This window comes from Flavobacterium sp. 40-81, assembly GCF_001898245.1.
Lineage (GTDB): Bacteria > Bacteroidota > Bacteroidia > Flavobacteriales > Flavobacteriaceae > Flavobacterium > Flavobacterium inviolabile.
Map to the genome: position 1 here is coordinate 273,083 of NZ_MKTM01000041.1, position 19,951 is coordinate 293,033.

Consider the following 19,951-nt stretch of genomic DNA (forward strand, 5'->3'; position numbering starts at 1 on the left):
TTAGGTAACTTTCTTTTGAATTATCCACTTGCTTTTAGTATCTTTCCACTCAATTTATGTTAAACTTAAGCATTTCAACAATGTTAGAAGAAAAGAATGATAACCTGCCGGAGGCAGATGGACAGGAACAAATTACAAACGAGGAAAACGTTCCTACCGTAAATCAATCCGCAATTGAAGCGATTGAAAGTACGAATGCAGAAGAAAGCGAAGACGCTTCTATTTCTGAAGGACACGATATCCCAATGCTCAACTATGAAGCAATGTCAATGGAAGAATTGACAGCGGAACTTGAAAAATTAGTTTCGAATGAGAAAGTAATGTCCATCAGAAATCACGTCGAAGAGATCCGTAAAGATTTTATGGCGAAATACACGCATTTTATTGATGAGAAGCGTGACGAACACAGCCATGACAACAATGGAGATGTTTCGGATTTCGATTATCACTTTCCTTTAAAGAACAAATTCGACAATATCTACAATAAATACCGGGATTTTAAAAATCAGCACTTCAAACAGCTGCAAAACAATTTAAAAGGCAATCTTGATAACCGTCTTGCAATTATTGAAGAACTAAAAAGCCTGATCGACAATCCTGCCGAAAGCATTCAGGAAACTTTAAAAACAGTTAATGAACTGCGTGAGCGCTGGAAAAACGCCGGACCAATACCACGGGACAAATATAACCACGTTTGGAACAACTTCCATTTTCATATTGAGCGTTTTTACGATCACCTGCATCTGGACAGAGAAGCCCGCGACCTGGATTTCAAACACAATCTGGAGCAAAAACAGAAAATCATTGCCCGTGTTGAAGAACTGGTTAATGAAAGTGATGTTTCCAAAGCATTCCGTGAATTACAATCGTTACACAAAATCTGGAAAGAGGAAATCGGACCGGTATCGCGTGAGCACCGTGAAGAATTATGGAACAAGTTTAGCGACTTAACCAAACAACTACACGACAAACGGGAAGCCTTATTAGCGAAGGCAAAAGAAAAAGAAGAAGAAAACCTGATCAGGAAAAGAGAAATTATCGCTCAGATTGACGGTATCGCTAACGAAAAGATAACAGCACACAGTGCCTGGCAGGGTCAGATTGACAAAATAGAAAGCCTGAGAGCCGCTTTCTTCCAAACCGGAAAAGTTCCGCTGGAAGTAAACGAAGACACCTGGGCGGCTTTTAAAAACGCCGTACGCAATTTTAACGCTCAGAAGAATTCTTTCTACAAAGACATTAAAAAAGACCAGCAGGACAACCTGAATAAAAAACTGGCTTTAGTGGAAAAAGCGAATGCCTTGAAAGAAAATGAAGATTTCAACGCTACGACGCCAATCATGAAACAGATCCAGGAAGACTGGAAAAAAATAGGTCATGTGCCTAGAAAATACTCCGACAGCGTATGGAAAGATTTTAAAGATGCCTGCAATCATTATTTTGACCGCCTGCACGCCAAACGCAACGAAGCAAACTCCGAAGAGATTGAAGCTTTTGATAAGAAAAAAGACTATCTGGAAAGCCTGAAAGACTTCCAGCTAAGCGGTGAACACAAAACCGATCTGGACGCTATCAAATTACACATAGAGAACTGGAAAACTTTTGGAAAAGTACCGCATGCCCGCAGACATATCGAAGGCAAGTTCAACAAAATACTGGATGCCCTGTTTGACAAATTAAGCTTATCTAAAAAAGAAGCGGAAATGGTTAAATTCAACAACCGTTTGGAGCAGCTGGCAGAAAGTGACGATTCCAGAAAATTAGAGAATGAGCAGATCTTCATTATGCGTAAGATTGATGAAGTACAAGGCGAAATTTTCCAATTGGAAAATAACATCCAGTTTATCTCGAATGCCAAAGCCGACAATCCATTTGTAAAAGAAGTTTACAAAAACATCGACCGCCACAAGGAAGAATTAAAAACCTGGAAAGACAAGCTGAAACAAATCAGAAGCCTGAAACAGGAATAAAACAAAAAGCCGGATATTAATCCGGCTTTTTTATTTCACAACCTTATTTCCCGCCATTCCGTCCGTTTTCTTTTCCGTTAGCATTACCGTCAGCAAAACGTATAAAAACAATCGTACCGGAACCGTAAACAACCACAAATAAAAAAGCCGCTTTAAAAAAGCGGCTTTTTTTATGATATGACAACTATTATTAGTTTAGTCTATTTTGAAACGTTTTCTATCGTTTTCGTTTAAGTAAATCTTACGTAAACGGATCGATTTTGGCGTAACTTCAACATACTCATCTTTCTGGATATACTCCAAAGCTTCTTCTAATGAGAATTTGATAGCAGGAATGATTCTTGCTTTATCATCTGCTCCTGAAGAACGTACGTTTGTTAATTTTTTCGTTTTGGTAACGTTAACAACCATATCATCACCACGGGAGTTTTCACCAATTACCTGTCCTTCATAGATATCCTCGTTAGGATCTACGAAAAACTTACCTCTGTCCTGTAATTTATCGATAGAATAAGGAATTGCTTTTCCGTTCTCCATAGAGATCAAAGATCCGTTTGTACGTCCAGGAATCTCTCCTTTGAATGGTTGGTATTCCAGGAAACGGTGTGACATAATTGCTTCACCGGCAGTAGCTGTAAGCAATTGATTTCTCAATCCGATAATACCACGGGATGGAATATTGAATTTAATGATCATACGCTCCCCTTTTGGCTCCATGCTTAACATTTCACCTTTACGAACCGTTACAAATTCTACCGCTCTACCGGAAACGTTTTCTGGTAAGTCGATTGTTAATTCCTCGATCGGCTCACATTTAGCACCATCAATTTCTTTGATGATTACCTGTGGCTGACCAATTTGTAATTCATATCCTTCACGACGCATTGTTTCAATCAATACAGACAAGTGCAATACACCACGACCGAAAACTAAAAATTTATCGGCACTGTCTGTTTCATTAACACGAAGTGCTAAGTTTTTCTCTAATTCTCTGTTTAATCTGTCTTTAATGTGACGGGAAGTTACAAACTTACCTTCTTTACCAAAGAACGGAGAGTCATTAATTGTGAACAACATACTCATTGTTGGCTCATCAATTGTAATAGACGCTAAAGCTTCCGGATTTTCAAAATCAGCAACAGTATCACCAATTTCAAATCCTTCAAGACCTACGATAGCACAAATATCTCCTGCCACTACCTGCTCTACTTTCTTTCTTCCGATTCCTTCAAAAACGTGTAATTCTTTAATTTTAGATTTGATAATCTTACCATCTCTTTTCACTAAAGATATATTCATTCCTTCTTTTAATTCTCCTCTTTGTAAACGACCGATAGCGATACGTCCTGTAAAGTTAGAGAAATCCAAAGAAGTGATTAACATCTGCGGAGTACCTTCAGATACTTTCGGGCTTGGAACGTGCTCCAAAACCATATCCAATAAAGGCTCAATGTTTTCAGTCTGATTTCTGAAGTCGGTTGACATCCAGTTATTCTTTGCAGAACCATAAACTGTAGGGAAGTCTAACTGCCATTCCTCAGCTCCTAATTCAAACATCAAGTCAAATACTTTTTCATGAACTTCTTCCGGAGTACAATTCTCTTTATCAACTTTGTTAACTACCACACATGGTTTTAAACCTAAATCGATTGCTTTCTGCAATACGAAACGAGTTTGCGGCATTGGTCCTTCAAAAGCATCCACCAATAACAACACACCATCCGCCATATTTAATACACGTTCTACCTCACCACCAAAATCCGCGTGGCCTGGAGTATCGATAATATTAATTTTGGTTCCTTTATAGGTAACGGATACGTTTTTAGAAGTGATGGTAATTCCTCTTTCACGTTCTAAATCGTTGTTGTCAAGAATTAAATCTCCTGTGTTCTCGTTTTCACGGAACAACTGACAGTGATACATAATTTTGTCAACCAATGTTGTTTTACCGTGGTCAACGTGAGCGATAATTGCAATGTTTCTAATAGAAGTCATAAATAATTTTTGTGGGTGCGAAATTACAATTTATTTTTTATATAAACACACTAATTTTTAAGCAGTTAGCAAAAAATAACAAAATGATAACAACAAAAAAAGCCCTCATGAAAGAGAGCTTAGTTATATTTCTGTCTAAACAACCTTATGCTAATTTAGCAACGTGCTTAGTTAATTTTGATTTTAAGTTAGAAGCTTTATTATCATGGATAATATTCTTCTTAGCTAATTTATCAATCATTGATACTACAGCAGACAACTTAGCAGAAGCCTCTGATTTATCAGTTGCAAGACGCAAAGCTTTGATTGCGTTACGAGTTGTTTTATGTTGGTATCTATTTAATACTCTTTTCTTTTCGTTGCTTCTGATTCTTTTTAAAGCTGACTTATGATTTGCCATTTTCTTAAATTGATTTAAGTCTTTTTACATTTCTTTTTTTCGTAGTCCGTAGGGGAATCGAACCCCTGTTACCAGGATGAAAACCTGGCGTCCTAACCCCTAGACGAACGGACCATTTTGTTTCAATAAATTTCGTATTAACCGCGTAATACTTTCGTAGTCCGTAGGGGAATCGAACCCCTGTTACCAGGATGAAAACCTGGCGTCCTAACCCCTAGACGAACGGACCGTAATCTCAATAAAAACCGTATTAATCGCTTAATACTTTTTTGTAGTCCGTAGGGGAATCGAACCCCTGTTACCAGGATGAAAACCTGGCGTCCTAACCCCTAGACGAACGGACCTTTATTGCTTTATTGCGGATGCAAAAGTACAACATTTTTCCAATCTCGCAAGAACAACTTTATTTTTTTTTACTTTTTTTTCACTTTTTTTCTAATAAGCCTTGGCAAACAGCACTCTACCTTTTGAAGGAGAACCTGTAAAAACACAAATTCCTTCCTCTTCTTTACGATCTAACGCGATACAACGTATTGTTGCCTTCGTAAGTTCTTTAATGCGTTCTTCGGTAGCAGCTGTCCCATCCCAGTGTGCAGACACGAATCCGCCCTTGTTTTCAAGAACCTCTTTAAACTCCTCAAAACTGCTCACTTCCGTGATATGCGTATCTCTGTAATTCAGGGAACGGGTAAACATTTCCTCCTGGATTGTCTCCAACAGGTTCTGTAAATACCCGGCAATACCTTCTTTAGAAACCACTTCTTTTGTTAAAGTATCCCGTCTTGCCACTTCGTAAGTTCCGTTTTCCAGATCATTCGGACCAATAGCAATACGCACCGGCACTCCTTTCAATTCGTACTCATTGAATTTCCATCCCGGTTTATGCGTCGTTCTGTCGTCATATTTAACCGAAACCTTCAATTTGCGCAATTGCTTCACCAGGTCATTAACCTGAGCGGAAATCGCCTCTAATTGCTCATCGGTTCTATGTATAGGCACAATCACCACCTGGATAGGCGCTAAATTTGGCGGTAAAACCAATCCGTTATCATCGGAATGCGTCATTACCAAAGCCCCCATTAAACGGGTCGAAACCCCCCATGAAGTACCCCAAACGTGCTCCAGCTTTCCTTCGGCATTTGAAAACTTAACATCAAAAGCTTTAGCAAAATTCTGTCCTAAGAAATGGGAAGTTCCTGCCTGTAACGCTTTTCCATCCTGCATTAAAGCTTCAATACAATAGGTTTCTTCTGCTCCTGCAAAACGTTCTGTTTCCGTTTTCACTCCTTTCACAACCGGAATGGCCATAAAGTTCTCTACAAAATCAGCATACACATCCATCATCTGTACTGATTCTGCCAGCGCTTCCTGTTTGGTAGCATGAGCGGTATGCCCTTCCTGCCATAAAAACTCTGCCGTACGCAAAAACAAACGGGTTCTCATTTCCCAACGCACCACATTTGCCCATTGGTTTATCAATAACGGTAAGTCACGGTACGATTGCACCCAACCTTTATAAGTACTCCAGATAATAGCTTCACTGGTAGGACGAACAATTAATTCCTCTTCCAGTTTTGCATTCGGATCTACTATTAATTTTCCTTTATTCTCAGGATCGTTAGTCAGCCTGTAATGGGTTACTATCGCGCATTCTTTCGCAAATCCTTCTGCATTTTTCTCTTCTGCTTCAAACATGCTCTTCGGAACAAACAAGGGGAAATAAGCATTCTGGTGTCCAGTCTCTTTAAACATTCTGTCTAATTCTGCTTGCATTTTTTCCCATATAGCATAACCGTAGGGTTTAATAACCATACACCCTCTAACACCGGAGTTCTCCGCTAAATCTGCTTTGACAACCAGTTCGTTATACCATTTCGAATAATCTTCCGATCGTTTTGTTAAGTTCTTACTCATTTTTATCAGTTTGGCACAAATATTGTTTAACTTATTTTAACTAAATAGTTTGGCAAAACTAACTATTTTTGTGTTGTCCAACAATAAAAATACCTAGAGATATGAAAACTTATTACCTATCCAACAGAAAAATATCCATTTACGCAGTAATTGGATTAGTCGGACTTTTGGCTTCGTCCTGTGGCTCCTATCAAAACTCGTCTTATTATGACAATGACGGGGTTTACGGTTCAGAACGACCAAGAAGAGAATACAACAACAGATACAGTGAGCAAAACATGGCTCAGTCGACCAATTACAAAGATTATTTCAGTGACCTTCAAAAAGACGCTAATAACGGTATTTTTACAGATGTGGACAGCTATACATCACAAGGTCAGGACTCTGTTTCCAATTACAATAATAACAACAATCAGAATCAATATGCCAATACAACCGGGTATGCCGGCTGGGGCGAAAATTCAAGCAATATAACCGTTAACGTTTACAACAACGATCCCTGGTACTGGAACAGAGGTTACTGGAATTCCTGGTATACTCCTTACTATGGCGGTTACTACGGCTCCGGATGGGGCTGGGGCGTTGGTTTAGGATGGGGATGGAATTCCTGGTACGGTCCAAACTGGGGCTGGGGATGGAACTCCTGGTATGGCCCGGGATGGGGTTGGAACAACTATTACTACGGAAACGGATGGTATAACGGTTACTACCGAAATGACAGAGTGTACAATGCTGGTCCGAGAGGCGGTTCTGCTTACTATAACGGAAGATACAACAACGGTACCTATGGCACCCGAAATTATTCATCCAGCAGAAATGTAGACTTTAACAATACCCGTAATTACAATAGCGGTACCCGAAACTATAACAGTGGCACCCGTAACTATAACAATACCGGAACCAGAGATTACAACTCCGGCGGAACCCGTAATTACAACAATAGCGGCACAAGAGATTATAACACCAATTCCGGCACCCGAAACTATAACAACAGTAACAGTTCCGGAACCCGTAACTACAACTATAACAACTCCAGCAATAACAGCGGAACGCGTAACAACAACTATTCCGCTCCATCGAGAAGCTACAATTCCGGAGGAAGTTTCGGAGGCTCCAGAGGTGGCGGAAGCTACGGCGGTGGCGGTGGTGGAACCCGATCCGGAGGCGGCGGAGGCGGCAGACGTTAATAATTCCCTATAAGCTATAAAGTCAAAATCCCATGAAAAAACATATAGTAACAGCTATTGTTGCCTTATCGGCAACAATAGCATCAGCACAAGAGCTAGCTCCTGCAGACGGATTGCGCTATGCGATTGACAATCTAAACGGTACAGCACGATTCCGCGCGATGAGCGGTGCTTTCGGAGCTGTTGGAGGTGACCTCTCTGCGATTCACGTGAATCCTGCCGGTGGCGCCATATTCAATTACAATACCGCTACCGTTACCCTGAGCAGCTACAACACTAAAAACAATGCCCGTTATTTCGGCACGAACACTTCCGACAACAAAAGTACCCTGGACCTGAATCAGGCAGGTGGTATTTTTGTATTCGACAACCATAACCCGAACAGCGGATGGAACAAATTTACCTTTGCCATTAATTATGACAATGCCAATAATTTTGACAATGCCATTACTTTCAGAGGTACCGGAAACCGTTCTATAGACCAGTATTTCCTGAATCAGGCTAACGGACTGCCCGTAGGCGTTATCGACAACAACTATCGTTACGACCAGCTGTCTTTCCAGGATCAGCAGGCATTATTAGCATACCAGACGTATATTATCGACACCAGTACGCTTCCGCTTGATCCAAACAACCCGAATTATATTTCGGGCGTGCCTAACACCGGCAGCTATGCCCATACCAATTATGTTTCCACAAACGGCTACAACGGTAAACTGGCTTTCAACTTTGCAACGTCTTATAATGACAAACTTTATCTGGGTATTAACCTGAATGCTCATTTTACCGATTATACCAAAAATTCAACGGTTTACGAATCAAACAACGGCCCTGTTAATACCGATCCGGGAAGAGCTACAGTACGCCAGATCCAGTTTAACAACGACATGCACACTTACGGAAGCGGATTCTCTTTCAATTTGGGTGCTATTGCCAAAGTAACCGACGAATTACGTTTAGGAGTATCTTACGAATCGCCTACCTGGTACCGTTTGACCGATGAATTAGCGCAAAGTATTTCCACGAATTACACGACAAACAATTCCGGAACAAACACAGCGGGATATGCATCGCTAAACCCGAACATCATTAACGTTTACCCGACCTATACTTTACAGACTCCTGGTAAATTCACCGGAAGTTTAGCGTATATCTTTGGCAAAACCGGATTGATCAGTTTTGATTACGGTGTAAAAGATTACAGCAATATTGCTTTCAAACCGAACAACTCCTATAACAGTTCTTTAAACGATATTTATTCCAATACACTTCGCAGTGCACAGGAATTCCGGGTGGGTGCAGAATATAAAATCAAACAGATAAGCCTTCGCGGCGGGTATCGTTTTGAACAAAGCCCATACAAAAACGAACAGGTTATCGGCGACTTAAAAAGTTATTCCGGAGGTATCGGTTATAACTTCGGCTCTGCCCGTTTAGACCTTTCCTATACGCATACCCAAAGAGATATGGATGTTTCCTTGCTTTCCAGCATGACCGATTCTGCAAGAGTGAACAGTAAAATAAACAACATCAGTCTTTCTTATACCATAGGTTTTTAAAAATAAACCCTGAAAAATACCCGAAAGCCGCTCACAAAGCGGCTTTTTCATTGAATAATACGCTTAGAACCAAACGAAATCTTCATAAATTTTATAAAACGATGATGCTTCTAATTATAAAAAGCGTAATTTTGCACTCCAATTTTACAATTATATGAGAACCAAGTCTTTAAAGAAAAACAAAATCAATGTAATCACTTTAGGATGTTCAAAAAATGTATACGACAGTGAAGTTCTGATGGGGCAGTTAAAAGCCAGCGGAAAAGAGGTCGAGCATGAAGCACCTAAAAATGATGAAGGGAACATTATTGTAATCAACACCTGTGGATTTATCAATAATGCAAAAGAAGAATCCATCAATACGATTTTGGAATACGTTGACAAAAAAGAACAAGGTATTGTAGACAAAGTTTTTGTTACCGGATGTTTGTCAGAACGTTACCGTCCGGATCTGGAAAAAGAAATCCCGGATGTGGACCGTTATTTCGGAACAACCGAATTGCCCTTATTATTAAAAGCTTTAGGAGCCGATTATAAACACGAATTATTAGGAGAACGTTTAACCACTACTCCGAAGAATTTCGCCTATTTGAAAATTGCCGAAGGTTGTGACCGTCCCTGCAGTTTCTGTGCGATTCCTATCATGAGAGGAAAACACGTTTCCCAGCCAATTGAAAAACTGGTAAAAGAAGCAGAAGGTCTGGCTGCCAAAGGCGTAAAAGAACTGATCCTGATCGCTCAGGATTTAACCTATTACGGTCTGGATCTATACAAAAAAAGAAACCTTGCCGAATTACTGGAAAACCTGATTAAAGTAGAAGGTATCGAATGGATCCGTCTGCATTATGCATTCCCGACAGGTTTCCCGATGGATGTTCTGGATCTGATGAAAAAAGAGCCAAAAATCTGTAATTATATCGACATTCCGTTACAGCACATTTCCGATAACATTTTAAAATCGATGCGTCGTGGTACCACTTATGAGAAAACGACCAGACTTTTAAAAGACTTCCGCGAAGCCGTTCCGGGAATGGCTATCCGTACCACACTGATTGTGGGATATCCAGGAGAAACGGAAGAAGACTTCCAGATCCTGAAAAACTGGGTAGAAGAAATGCGTTTTGAGCGTTTGGGCTGTTTTTCTTATTCGCATGAAGAAAACACGCATGCTTACCTGCTGGAAGACGATGTTCCGGAAGAAGTAAAACAACAGCGTGCTGCCGAGATCATGGACATTCAGGCGCAGATTTCATGGGATTTGAACCAGGAAAAAATCGGACAGACTTTCCGTTGTATCATCGACAGAAAAGAAGGCGGTTATTTCATTGGCCGTACCGAATTTGACAGCCCGGATGTTGACAACGAAGTTTTAATTGACGCCACACAGTTCTATTTAAAAACCGGTGATTTTGCAACTATAAAAATCATTGATGCTACCGAGTTTGACCTATACGGAGAACCGGTACAATAAGATCTCACAATAAATAAAAACCGCCTGTAAAATTTACAGGCGGTTTTTTTATAACCTCAACTCAAAATATAATTATCAGGAACTGCCGGCATCCGGCGGTTCAAAAAAGAAAACAGTTTAAAGTAACTAACCCCTTAAACTGTTTTACAACATTAAATCTAATAATTATGAACTAGATAACAGTTCCTTTGAATACCAACACTTTTGGTGCCTCTTCAGCATTTGTAGTAACTGTTACTGTTTTTGTAAATACTCCTTTAGCAGCAGCATTGAAAGTAGCTGTAATTTTAGCTGTTTCATTTGGAGCTACCGGAGATTTTGTATAATCTGTAGCTGTACATCCGCAAGAAGCTTTTACATTTGTGATGATTACAGCTGTTTTTCCTGTGTTTTTAAATTCGAAATCAATTTTTACTGGTTTCCCCTGAGGAATTTCACCCAATTCAACTGTTTCTGCTTTCCATTGTACCGGAGAACCAACAATTGTTTTTACCGTTTCAGCCGTTTTAACCGGGTTAACAGAAAAAGACATTAAACCTAATGTTAAAGCCAAAATTGAAAGTTTGATAATTTTCATAATTTTTTATTTTATATGGTTATTTATAGTTTTGATTACCTGATTCAAATGTATTTCAGTCTTTTTAAATCAGCTGTTAACCGTTTTCAAATGTTTGTTAACGACTTGTTAACAGCGCGAAAAAAGTTTTTTTTTCAGTAATATTACACTTCTAAATCTATCGTATATTTTGAAAATAAACCGGTTAAACAGTATCATCATCCTCGGACTCATTGCTATAGTAGGTATTATTATAGCACAATTGCTTTGGACGAAAGAAGCTTTTAATTTAGAAGAGAAAAAGTTTACCCAAAAAGTACACATCGCCCTTTTAGAAGTAGCCAAAAAACTATATGAAGGGAAAAATCACGAATTACCGGCCAACAGCCCCATTAATAAAGTATCCAACGATTATTATATTGTTAATGTCGATAACGACTTTGAACCGGAAATTCTGGAATATTATTTAAAAACCGTTTTTAAGAAATTCAATATCGCCACCGACTTTGAATATGCAATGTACAATTGCGAAAGCGACGAGATGGTTTACGGGAATTATGTTGCCCTTTCCGATACTTCAAAAAAAGAAAGCTCCGTTTATTTCCCGAAGCACAAAAACCTGGTCTATTATTTTGCCATCCGCTTCCCGAATGAAACCTCCTACCTGTTCAGTTCGTTAAAATTCTGGTTCATGCTCTCTTTTGTCCTGATCATTATTTTAGTGGTCTACGTCTACTCTATTTTTACCTTATTACAGCAAAAGAAATATTCCGAATTGCAGCGTGATTTTATCAACAACATGACCCATGAGTTTAAAACACCGCTGTCGTCCATCCTGATTGCTTCCAATTACCTGAGCAAACAGGAACCGATACTACAGGATGAAAAACTGGAAAAATATGCGACCATTATTATTGATCAGAGCAAAAAGCTCAACCATCATATCGAGAAAATATTAAATATCGCCAAATCGGACGACACGCCTTTAAAGCTGAATAAGAAGCCTATTGCCGTTGCCGCGATCCTGTCTGACGTGATTGAAAACACCCGGCTGCGCTATCCGGATGTTCGCATAATCGTGAATAATCCGGAAACAGCACTTGTTATTTATGGCGATGAATTCCATTTCACCAACATTGTTTACAACCTGATCGACAATGCCGTTAAATACTGTGAAGGCACTCCTGAAATCATCATTTCCATTACCAAAGAAGCGCAAAAGATCCGGTTGGAATTTGCCGATAACGGGATTGGGATCTCTCAAAAGAATATTTCCTTTATATTTGATAAGTTCTACAGAATTCCGAGTAAAAAAAGCAATGAAGTAACCGGTTTTGGTCTGGGTTTGTATTATGTCAAAAAAATATGTAAACTGCACCACTGGAAAATCACAGCCAAAAGCAACCTCGAAAAAGGAACTGTCATAACCTTATTAATACCTGAAAATTAATGTCGAAATTCAAAATTCTTTATGCCGAAGACGATGAAACGCTTGCTTTCTTAACCAAAGACAATCTGGAGTTAAACGGTTATGCCGTAACCCATTGTCACAACGGAGAGCATTGTCTGGAAGCTTTCAGGAGCGGATCTTTCGACATCTGTATTTTAGATATTATGATGCCGAAAATTGACGGTTTTGAACTGGCTGTGGAAATCCGGAAAATCGACCACCACATCCCGATTATCTTCCTTTCCGCCAAAACACTAAAAGAAGACCGCATCAAAGGACTTCGCCTGGGCGCTGATGATTATCTGGTAAAACCTTTCAGTATTGAAGAGCTATTGTTAAAAATTGAAGTGTTCCTCAAACGCTCACAAAAGAAAAGCATACCCGAAAAAGAACGCTATACCGTTGGCGGTTTTGAATTTGATGCCGACAACTATTCGCTGGTAAAAGCCGATAAAAAAACGGTTTTAACACAACGCGAAGCCGAACTGCTTAAACTATTCCTGGACAATAAAAACACCGTTTTAAAAAGAGAGCAGATCTTAACATCGCTCTGGGGAAATGACGACTATTTTATGGGCAGAAGCCTGGATGTTTTTATCTCCCGCCTGCGAAAAATACTATCGGAAGAAAAAGAAATCGGAATTGAGAACCTGCACGGCATCGGTTTTAAATTTACCGTTAAGGAATAAACCGGTCTTTTGCTTCTTACCGCTTTAACGAAAAATGCCCGCTCACTTCTTCGATAATGTTGTTATCGTTGTATTGCGCTACAAACCAATAGTCGTTTTCCGGCAGTGCTTTGCCGTTATGGGTACCGTCCCAGCCTTTCCCGTCCGGAGCAATATGCGTTATGAATGCTCCCTTTTGATCAAAAATCTGGATGATGACCTCTTTTTTCCCTGATAACGAAGGAATATTCCAGACATCGTTATAACCGTCGCCATTGGGTGTAAAATAAAGCGGATAATCCAACAGCAAAAGCCGTTTTACAGCCGTGCGGCAGCCGGAATTGTCTTTTACCCTTACAATATACCCGCCGCCGCTCACATTTTCAAAAAGATTACTTTCCTGATAACCACTGTTGCCCAATTGGTATTGATAAACACTTTCCCGCAGCATGACAATTTGAACAGCAAACAGATTTACTCCCGTTATTCTTGTCCTGATCCGGGCAATAACCGGTTCATAAGCCGTTTGCAGTACAATTGTATCGTTAACAGCCTTGCAACCCGATTCGAAATTCAGTACCTCAACACGATACATTCCCGGGCGGTCTGCTGCAACAGCTCTCCCCACGGCGGCCGGAATGACCGTTCCGTTATAAAACCATTTAAAGGCATGTGCTTCTTCCGGCAAACCGGAATCAAGAAGAACCGTCCTGACGGTATTATCGTTATTATCAATACAGATAAAAGGATTTGAAACACTCCATATAACCTGCGGTGTTGCGCCTATGATCACTTCTGCCGTTAATTTCCCGGTAGAACAGCCCTGAACGCTGAACCCTTCAATAAAATAGATCCCGGAAAGGCTCACAACAGTATTTTCCAGAACAGTCGTACCGTCTGTATCATAAAAAACATATTCCAAACCCGGAGTTGCCGTGTTTAAGGCATCTCTCAGTTCCACCGAATGACAATCGTATAACGGAATATCGATTAGTTCCAGTTCTGGGATTTCCGGAGCTTTACTGATCGTTACCGGAAACAGCCCGGAAACCGAACCGTCCATTTTCCTGACGATTACGCTGTATATTCCCGGCAAAAGATTCGGAAAGATATTATCCGGTGAATAGCTCAGTCCGCCGTCTATGGAATATTCCAAAGCAATGGTTGCGATGATTATGCTTCCGGTCTGCCATTCACAGCTGGGCTGCACGACCACTATTTCCAAAGGTTCCCTGTCTGTTCCCCTGCTGACATTCCGGTTGTGTTCCCACAACGGATAAACACTCAATATGTTTGCTTTCATACTACCAAAACAAGGCAGTAACCAAACAAAAAATAACCCGATCAGGGTTTTACGGCTGATAATGAATAAAAATGGCATATACTAACGTTTTATACCATACAAAATGAAACATTTTTTCAATACACACCTTAAAAACTACCTACTCAAAATTACACAACTGCTAAAAAAAGTTGCAGCACTCCTTTTCAAAAGCCCGTTTTACAGCACTTTTCCCAAATCCTAAGTCAAAACGATCAAATTCTAATTCACATCTGCTCAGGTCGCAACTTATTTTATATTTGCATATAAAGATTCTCAAAATGCATTATACCCCAGCTAAAGCAACCCAAAAGCCATTTTTACGAATCGCCGTTGCCGCGTTTTTGCTACTGAACGTGCTGTCTTCCGGATTTGCCCAGGAAAATACGATTCCGGAACTGAAATCCGGTTTAAAAACGGTCAAAACGGACACTGCCAAAGTCACTATTCTCAATAAAATAGCCCATATATTCCGGGAAAGCAACTCCGACTCCACGCTTTTTTATGCTAAAAAAGCCGCGGCACTGGCGCAAAAAAACGGCGATCATTACGGTCTGGCCATCGCCTGTATTAATATTGGCAATGCCAACATTATCAGCAGTAATTATGCCGAGGCACTGAAAAATTTTGAACAGGCCAAAGCACTTTTTACCGACCTGTTAACCCATCCGGCGGCAACGGCCGTAACCCAAAACCAGATTAGGAACGGTCTGGCAAGATCCTACGGCAGCTGCGGCATTGTCTATTCCGAACAGAACGACTATTCCAATGCCTTACAGCATTATTTTAAGGCTTTAAAAATGTATCAGGAAACCGGGGAGAAAAAAAGCATTTCCAAAGTGTACAACAACATCGGGATTATCTATAAGGTTCTGGAAGAAAACAACAAGGCACTCACCTACTTATCGAAAGCCTATGCGCTGCAAACGGAAATGGGAGAAGAATCGGCTCCCGTAACCTTAATGAATATCGGAACGATTTATTTCAAACAGAAAAAAGACAAGCAGGCTTTACAACATTACAATACCGCCATGTCCCTTTTTGAAAAAACAAACAACAACAGAGGGAAAGCATTATTGTTCAACAACCTGGGAGAATTCTACTGCAGCCATCAATCGTATGCTAAAGCGCTGGATTTTTACAACAAAGCCATGGTTTTGTATACGGAACTGGACAATAAAATGGGAACAGCTTCTGTACAATACAACATCGGGACACTTTATCTGGAACAAAAAGACCTTTCAAAAGCATTATCCTACACCTCAGCATCGTTAATGACCGCCCGAGAGATCAACATGCTGGCACAGGTTAAGTCCTCCGAAAAACAGCTGAGTGATATTTATGCTTTACAGCAGGATTACAAAAATGCTTTATCGCATTATAAAGAATATGTTGCTGCCAAAGACAGTATTGACAATAAAGAAAACACCAAAAAATTACTCCGCGTAGAGCTGAATGCCGAGTTTCAGAAAAAAGAGGCTTTACAAAAAATTGAAATGGAGAAAAAGGAAGCCGTATTAGTGGAACAAAACAAAAGCCATAAACTATTTACGCTGTTCTCTGTGATTGGTACCTTATTGCTGTTGGGGCTGATTTTCGTTACCTACAACAGATTGCAGATCAAACGCCGTTTAACCCTGCAAAAAGAAGTAGCCGAATACGAACAAAAAGCACTGCACCTTCAAATGAACCCGCATTTTGTTTTTAACTGCCTCGGTTCCATATCCAGCTTTATTGTTCAGAACGGTACGGATTCTGCCATAAAATATCTATCCAAATTTTCCAAGCTAATGCGCCTCACCCTGGAATATTCCAAAGGTTCCCTGATCCCGATCGACAAAGAGATTGACAGCCTTCAGAATTACCTGGAACTGGAACAATTGCGCTTTAATAAAAAATTTGATTTTGCCATTACAACAAGTCCGCTCATCGAGGACGATATGGCTTTACCGCCTTTATTGATCCAGCCGTTTGTCGAAAATGCCATTCTTCACGGCCTGGTGCCCAAACAGGGAAGCGGTAAAATCGAGATCAGTTTCAATGTAGAAAATAACCAGTTGGTCTGCAGCATTACCGATGACGGAATCGGTATTTCCAAATCGAAAGCCATGAAGGAAAATTCCGTGACCGCACACAAATCGATGGCTTTGGAGATCACCAAGAAAAGACTGGAAATGATGGAAGCCACAACATCACAGTCGGCACACGTAAGCATTTCCGACTTCCTGGATGAGAACAAAGAACCTTACGGGACCAGGGTGGTTATTTACCTGCCCATTCAATACACTTCAGACACTAAAATCAGAATCTAATGATAACAGCACTATTAATCGACGACGACAAACATTTACGAAAAGGCATGAAAAGCCTTTTGAACCGCTACGCCTCCGAAATCACTATAATCGGGGAAGCCGAAAGCGTAAAAACAGGCATTATCGCACTCGAAAAATACAAACCACAGGTTGTTTTCCTTGATATCCATCTGTCGGACGGTACCGGGTTTGACATCCTGGAACAGGTTGCCAAAACCAATGAAAAAACCACCTCCCATATTGTTTTTATTACCGCTCATGAGCAATATGCCTTAAAGGCTTTTAAATTCAGCGCGCTGGATTTCCTGCTAAAACCGGTTGATCCCGAAGAGCTTCAAAAAGCGGTACTAAAGGTAAAAGACGCTATGGAGAAAAATACGTCTTTTGCCCATATTGATCTACTGCTGGAAAATATCCGCAAAAAAGTAGACAATTTTAAACGAATCGCGCTTTCGACCTCTACCGGCATTCATCTTTTCGACATCAGCGATATTATCCGCTGTGAAGCCCAGGACAATTATACCAAGTTTTATATCAAAGACCATAAAACGCTGCTCATTTCCAAAACACTGAAAGAGTATGAAGAACTGCTCACCCAGCATGGCTTTGAGCGCATTCACCAGTCGCATTTAATCAACCTTGCCTATCTGAAATCGTATATCAAAAATGACGGCGGCTATGTGATCATGTCCGACAACAGCAACCTGCCTATTGCACAACGCAAAAAAGAAAGGCTCCAGGAACTGATTAAATCATTCTAAATCAAATTCTAAGTCATAATCGTCGAATTCTTAATCATCCAAAATGTATCTGCAATAGCTCCTAATTTTGAGAAACAAACCAACCCCAATACATTTATGAAAAAAACTTTACTCTTTCTATTGCTATACTCCGGTATCGCATCTGCCCAGATTGTAACCATTCCGGATGCTAATTTTAAAAATAAGCTGATTGCATCGGGAATAGATACAAATAACGACGGGAATATCCAGCTAACGGAAGCTCAGGCCGTAACGAACTTAAATGTGACCAATGCGAACATTGCTTCTCTTACCGGTATCGCAGCATTCACCAATTTACAGACACTTAGCTGTTCGGCCAATAACCTGACCACCTTAGACATCAGCAGCTTAGCAAATCTGGTTAACCTGATTTGTTTTGACAACAATATTACAGCGATCACTGCGGTAGCTTCTCCTAATCTTAAAACGCTGTCCTGTTATAACAATGCCTTAACCAGTATTGATCTTTCGCTGTTTGTAAATTTAGAATTCCTGTCCATCAAACACAATCAGCTAACCGTTTTAAATACAACCGGCCTGACGGCACTGCGCCATCTGGATGCCGGCTTTAACAACATGACCAGCATTACCGTTGCAGACAAGCCCAACCTGGTTACGCTTTATTTAGGTTATAATCAGCTGACTTCTGTTACCCTGACAAACCTTCCGCACGCTTATAAAATCAATGTTCAGGACAACCAGCTTACTTCCCTGGATCTGTCATCCTGCGCTTATGAGCCTTACCTGAATAATGTTTCGAATGCTTCGGTATATGATATTGGCTGTAATAATAATTTAGGGTTAATCTATATCAATTTAAAGAACGGCTTCCCGAATCCGCAAGTAGAACTGATGTCTTCCAATTTAGCCGATCTGCCGCAATATATCTGTACGGACGAAAACGACACCATTATTGCAAACAATACCTGGTACAATACCGATTCACAGTTTTCAACCTATTGTAATTTTACACCGGGCGGCAATTACAACACCATCACCGGAACATTAACATACGATGCTAATAATAATGGCTGTGATGCTAACGACGGCCTGTTCCAGAATATCAAAGTAAGTATTAATGACGGAACAACTTCCGGAGCTACTTTTAGCAATAGCAGCGGTAATTATACTTTTTATGTAACGCAACCGAATCTGACACTGACACCTCAGTTTGATTCTCCTTATTTTACCGTTTCTCCTGCTGCAACAGCAACAGTAAACTTCCCGGTTAACAACAATTCCACTCAAACACAGGATTTCTGCATTACTGCCAATGGGGTACATCCGGACCTGGAAATCGTACTCAGCCCGGATAATGATGCCCGACCGGGATTTGACGCCTATTACAACCTGGTTTACAGAAATAAAGGAACAGAAATAGCATCCGGCACCATCAACCTGGCTTTTGACGATACCCTTATGGATTTTATGTACAGTAACCAGGCCGCCACACCAGCAACCGGTTCGCTATCCTGGAATTACACCAACCTGTTACCATTTGAAACACGCATTATAAAAATAGGATTTACCATTAATACTCCTACTGCCACGCCACCGGTTAACAGCGGTGATAACCTTCCTTTTACAGCAACAATCAATCCGGTTACAGCCGACGATACTCCGGCAGACAATGCTTTTGTATTGAACCAGCTGGTCGTGAATTCTTTTGACCCGAATGACAAAACCTGTCTGGAAGGCAATCGTATTGCCCTTACAAAAGTGGGCGATTACCTGCACTATAACATTCGTTTTGAAAATACCGGTTCTGCTTCCGCTATTAATGTAGTGGTAAAAGACATGATCGATTTAGACAAGTTGTATATTAATTCTTTACAGGTGCTGTACAACTCCCATCCGGTTAACACACAAATCAGAGGCAATAAGGTAGAATTCATTTTTGAGAACATCAACCTTTCTTCTGCCAATCTGTATCCGGAAGGAGCCCATGGAAATATCCTTTTCAAGATAAGATCCAAAAACAACCTGGTTATAGGGGATGTGATTACCAATGAAGCCGCTATCTATTTTGACTACAACCACCCTATCAACACGGATGAAGCCCGTACAGTGGTTGAAAATCTTTTAGGAGGTCAGGATTTCACTATCGATAAAAGCATCAGTATTTTTCCAAATCCTGCCAGCGATATCCTGAATATCAAAGCAGACAACACTATTAAATCCATCCTATTGTATGACCTGCAGGGAAGACTTTTAATGACCAGTCTTCACAATGCAACAGAAACGTATTTAAACATCACTGATAAATCTTCCGGAATATACCTCATTAAAGTTATCTCCGAATCCGGAAGCAAAATCGAAAAAATTGTGAAGCAATAAAGTGTGTTAATTACGGTTAATTAAGTGTG

Annotated in this window: 15 protein-coding genes and 3 tRNA genes; 9 read left to right on the forward strand and 9 right to left on the reverse strand. The window is 40.3% G+C overall.

The annotated features are described in order from the left end of the window. Positions 1–80: 80 nt before the first annotated feature. Positions 81–1,970, forward strand: coding sequence for a DUF349 domain-containing protein (locus BGO42_RS16950; protein WP_273243872.1), 1,890 nt, complete (start codon positions 81–83; stop codon positions 1,968–1,970). Between the two features lie 43 nt (positions 1,971–2,013). On the opposite strand, the gene BGO42_RS16955 is transcribed toward BGO42_RS16950, so the two are convergent. The 7 genes from BGO42_RS16955 to proS all read right to left on the reverse strand — a co-directional run bounded on the left by BGO42_RS16955 (position 2,014) and on the right by proS (position 6,279). Further along, positions 2,014–2,154, reverse strand: a complete 141-nt coding sequence (locus BGO42_RS16955; protein WP_273243874.1) for a hypothetical protein — start codon at positions 2,152–2,154, stop codon at positions 2,014–2,016. Between the two features lie 11 nt (positions 2,155–2,165). Beyond that, the gene (typA, locus tag BGO42_RS16960) at positions 2,166–3,965 is read right to left on the reverse strand and encodes a translational GTPase TypA (RefSeq protein WP_177735873.1); all 1,800 of its coding nucleotides are present in this window, start codon (positions 3,963–3,965) and stop codon (positions 2,166–2,168) included. Between the two features lie 145 nt (positions 3,966–4,110). Next, positions 4,111–4,365: a 30S ribosomal protein S20 gene (gene rpsT, locus BGO42_RS16965; RefSeq protein WP_177735875.1), complete on the reverse strand. Its 255-nt coding sequence runs from the start codon at positions 4,363–4,365 to the stop codon at positions 4,111–4,113. A 42-nt stretch (positions 4,366–4,407) separates the two neighbouring features. Next, a tRNA-Glu gene (locus BGO42_RS16970) sits at positions 4,408–4,479 on the reverse strand. 43 nt (positions 4,480–4,522) lie between these two features. Next, positions 4,523–4,594: transfer RNA gene (locus BGO42_RS16975), tRNA-Glu, on the reverse strand. Positions 4,595–4,637: 43 nt separating this feature from the next. Further along, positions 4,638–4,709, reverse strand: a tRNA-Glu gene (locus BGO42_RS16980). 91 nt (positions 4,710–4,800) lie between these two features. Beyond that, the gene (gene proS / locus BGO42_RS16985) at positions 4,801–6,279 is read right to left on the reverse strand and encodes a proline--tRNA ligase (RefSeq protein WP_273243878.1); all 1,479 of its coding nucleotides are present in this window, start codon (positions 6,277–6,279) and stop codon (positions 4,801–4,803) included. A 101-nt stretch (positions 6,280–6,380) separates the two neighbouring features. Here proS and BGO42_RS16990 point away from each other — a divergent pair, with 101 nt between their 5' ends. The 3 genes from BGO42_RS16990 (at position 6,381) to rimO (ending at position 10,496) form a co-directional block, all read left to right on the forward strand. Then, positions 6,381–7,466 (forward strand): hypothetical protein, encoded by a 1,086-nt coding sequence (locus BGO42_RS16990; protein ID WP_177735879.1) that lies wholly within the window; start codon positions 6,381–6,383, stop codon positions 7,464–7,466. A gap of 32 nt (positions 7,467–7,498) precedes the next feature. Further along, a complete protein-coding gene (locus BGO42_RS16995) occupies positions 7,499–9,025 on the forward strand; it encodes an OmpP1/FadL family transporter (RefSeq protein WP_273243880.1) in 1,527 nt (508 codons plus the stop codon). Between the two features lie 154 nt (positions 9,026–9,179). Beyond that, complete coding sequence (gene rimO / locus BGO42_RS17000) at positions 9,180–10,496, forward strand: 30S ribosomal protein S12 methylthiotransferase RimO (protein ID WP_273243882.1); 1,317 nt, start codon at positions 9,180–9,182, stop codon at positions 10,494–10,496. Between the two features lie 172 nt (positions 10,497–10,668). Here rimO and BGO42_RS17005 read toward each other — a convergent pair whose 3' ends face one another. Beyond that, positions 10,669–11,073, reverse strand: coding sequence for a DUF1573 domain-containing protein (locus BGO42_RS17005; protein WP_177735887.1), 405 nt, complete (start codon positions 11,071–11,073; stop codon positions 10,669–10,671). 169 nt (positions 11,074–11,242) lie between these two features. Here BGO42_RS17005 and BGO42_RS17010 point away from each other — a divergent pair, with 169 nt between their 5' ends. Both BGO42_RS17010 and BGO42_RS17015 read left to right on the forward strand, forming a co-directional pair. After that, positions 11,243–12,502 (forward strand): sensor histidine kinase, encoded by a 1,260-nt coding sequence (locus tag BGO42_RS17010; protein WP_273243883.1) that lies wholly within the window; start codon positions 11,243–11,245, stop codon positions 12,500–12,502. Next, entirely contained in the window at positions 12,502–13,191 is a 690-nt protein-coding gene (locus BGO42_RS17015) for a response regulator transcription factor (protein WP_273243885.1), read from the forward strand. Before BGO42_RS17010 ends, BGO42_RS17015 begins: the two co-directional genes overlap by 1 nt. Positions 13,192–13,207: 16 nt before the next feature. On the opposite strand, the gene BGO42_RS17020 is transcribed toward BGO42_RS17015, so the two are convergent. Further along, positions 13,208–14,551, reverse strand: coding sequence for a T9SS type B sorting domain-containing protein (locus tag BGO42_RS17020; RefSeq protein ID WP_273243887.1), 1,344 nt, complete (start codon positions 14,549–14,551; stop codon positions 13,208–13,210). A 221-nt stretch (positions 14,552–14,772) separates the two neighbouring features. Here BGO42_RS17020 and BGO42_RS17025 point away from each other — a divergent pair, with 221 nt between their 5' ends. The 3 genes from BGO42_RS17025 (at position 14,773) to BGO42_RS17035 (ending at position 19,922) form a co-directional block, all read left to right on the forward strand. Next, entirely contained in the window at positions 14,773–16,803 is a 2,031-nt protein-coding gene (locus BGO42_RS17025; protein WP_273243888.1) for a tetratricopeptide repeat-containing sensor histidine kinase, read from the forward strand. Continuing rightward, positions 16,803–17,564, forward strand: a complete 762-nt coding sequence (locus BGO42_RS17030) for a LytR/AlgR family response regulator transcription factor (protein ID WP_177735901.1) — start codon at positions 16,803–16,805, stop codon at positions 17,562–17,564. The genes BGO42_RS17025 and BGO42_RS17030 overlap by 1 nt, the downstream gene beginning before the upstream one ends. A 96-nt stretch (positions 17,565–17,660) precedes the next feature. Continuing rightward, positions 17,661–19,922 carry a T9SS type A sorting domain-containing protein gene (locus BGO42_RS17035; RefSeq protein WP_273243891.1) on the forward strand — a complete coding sequence of 754 codons (2,262 nt, stop codon included), beginning with the start codon at positions 17,661–17,663 and terminating at the stop codon, positions 19,920–19,922. Positions 19,923–19,951: the final 29 nt, after the last annotated feature.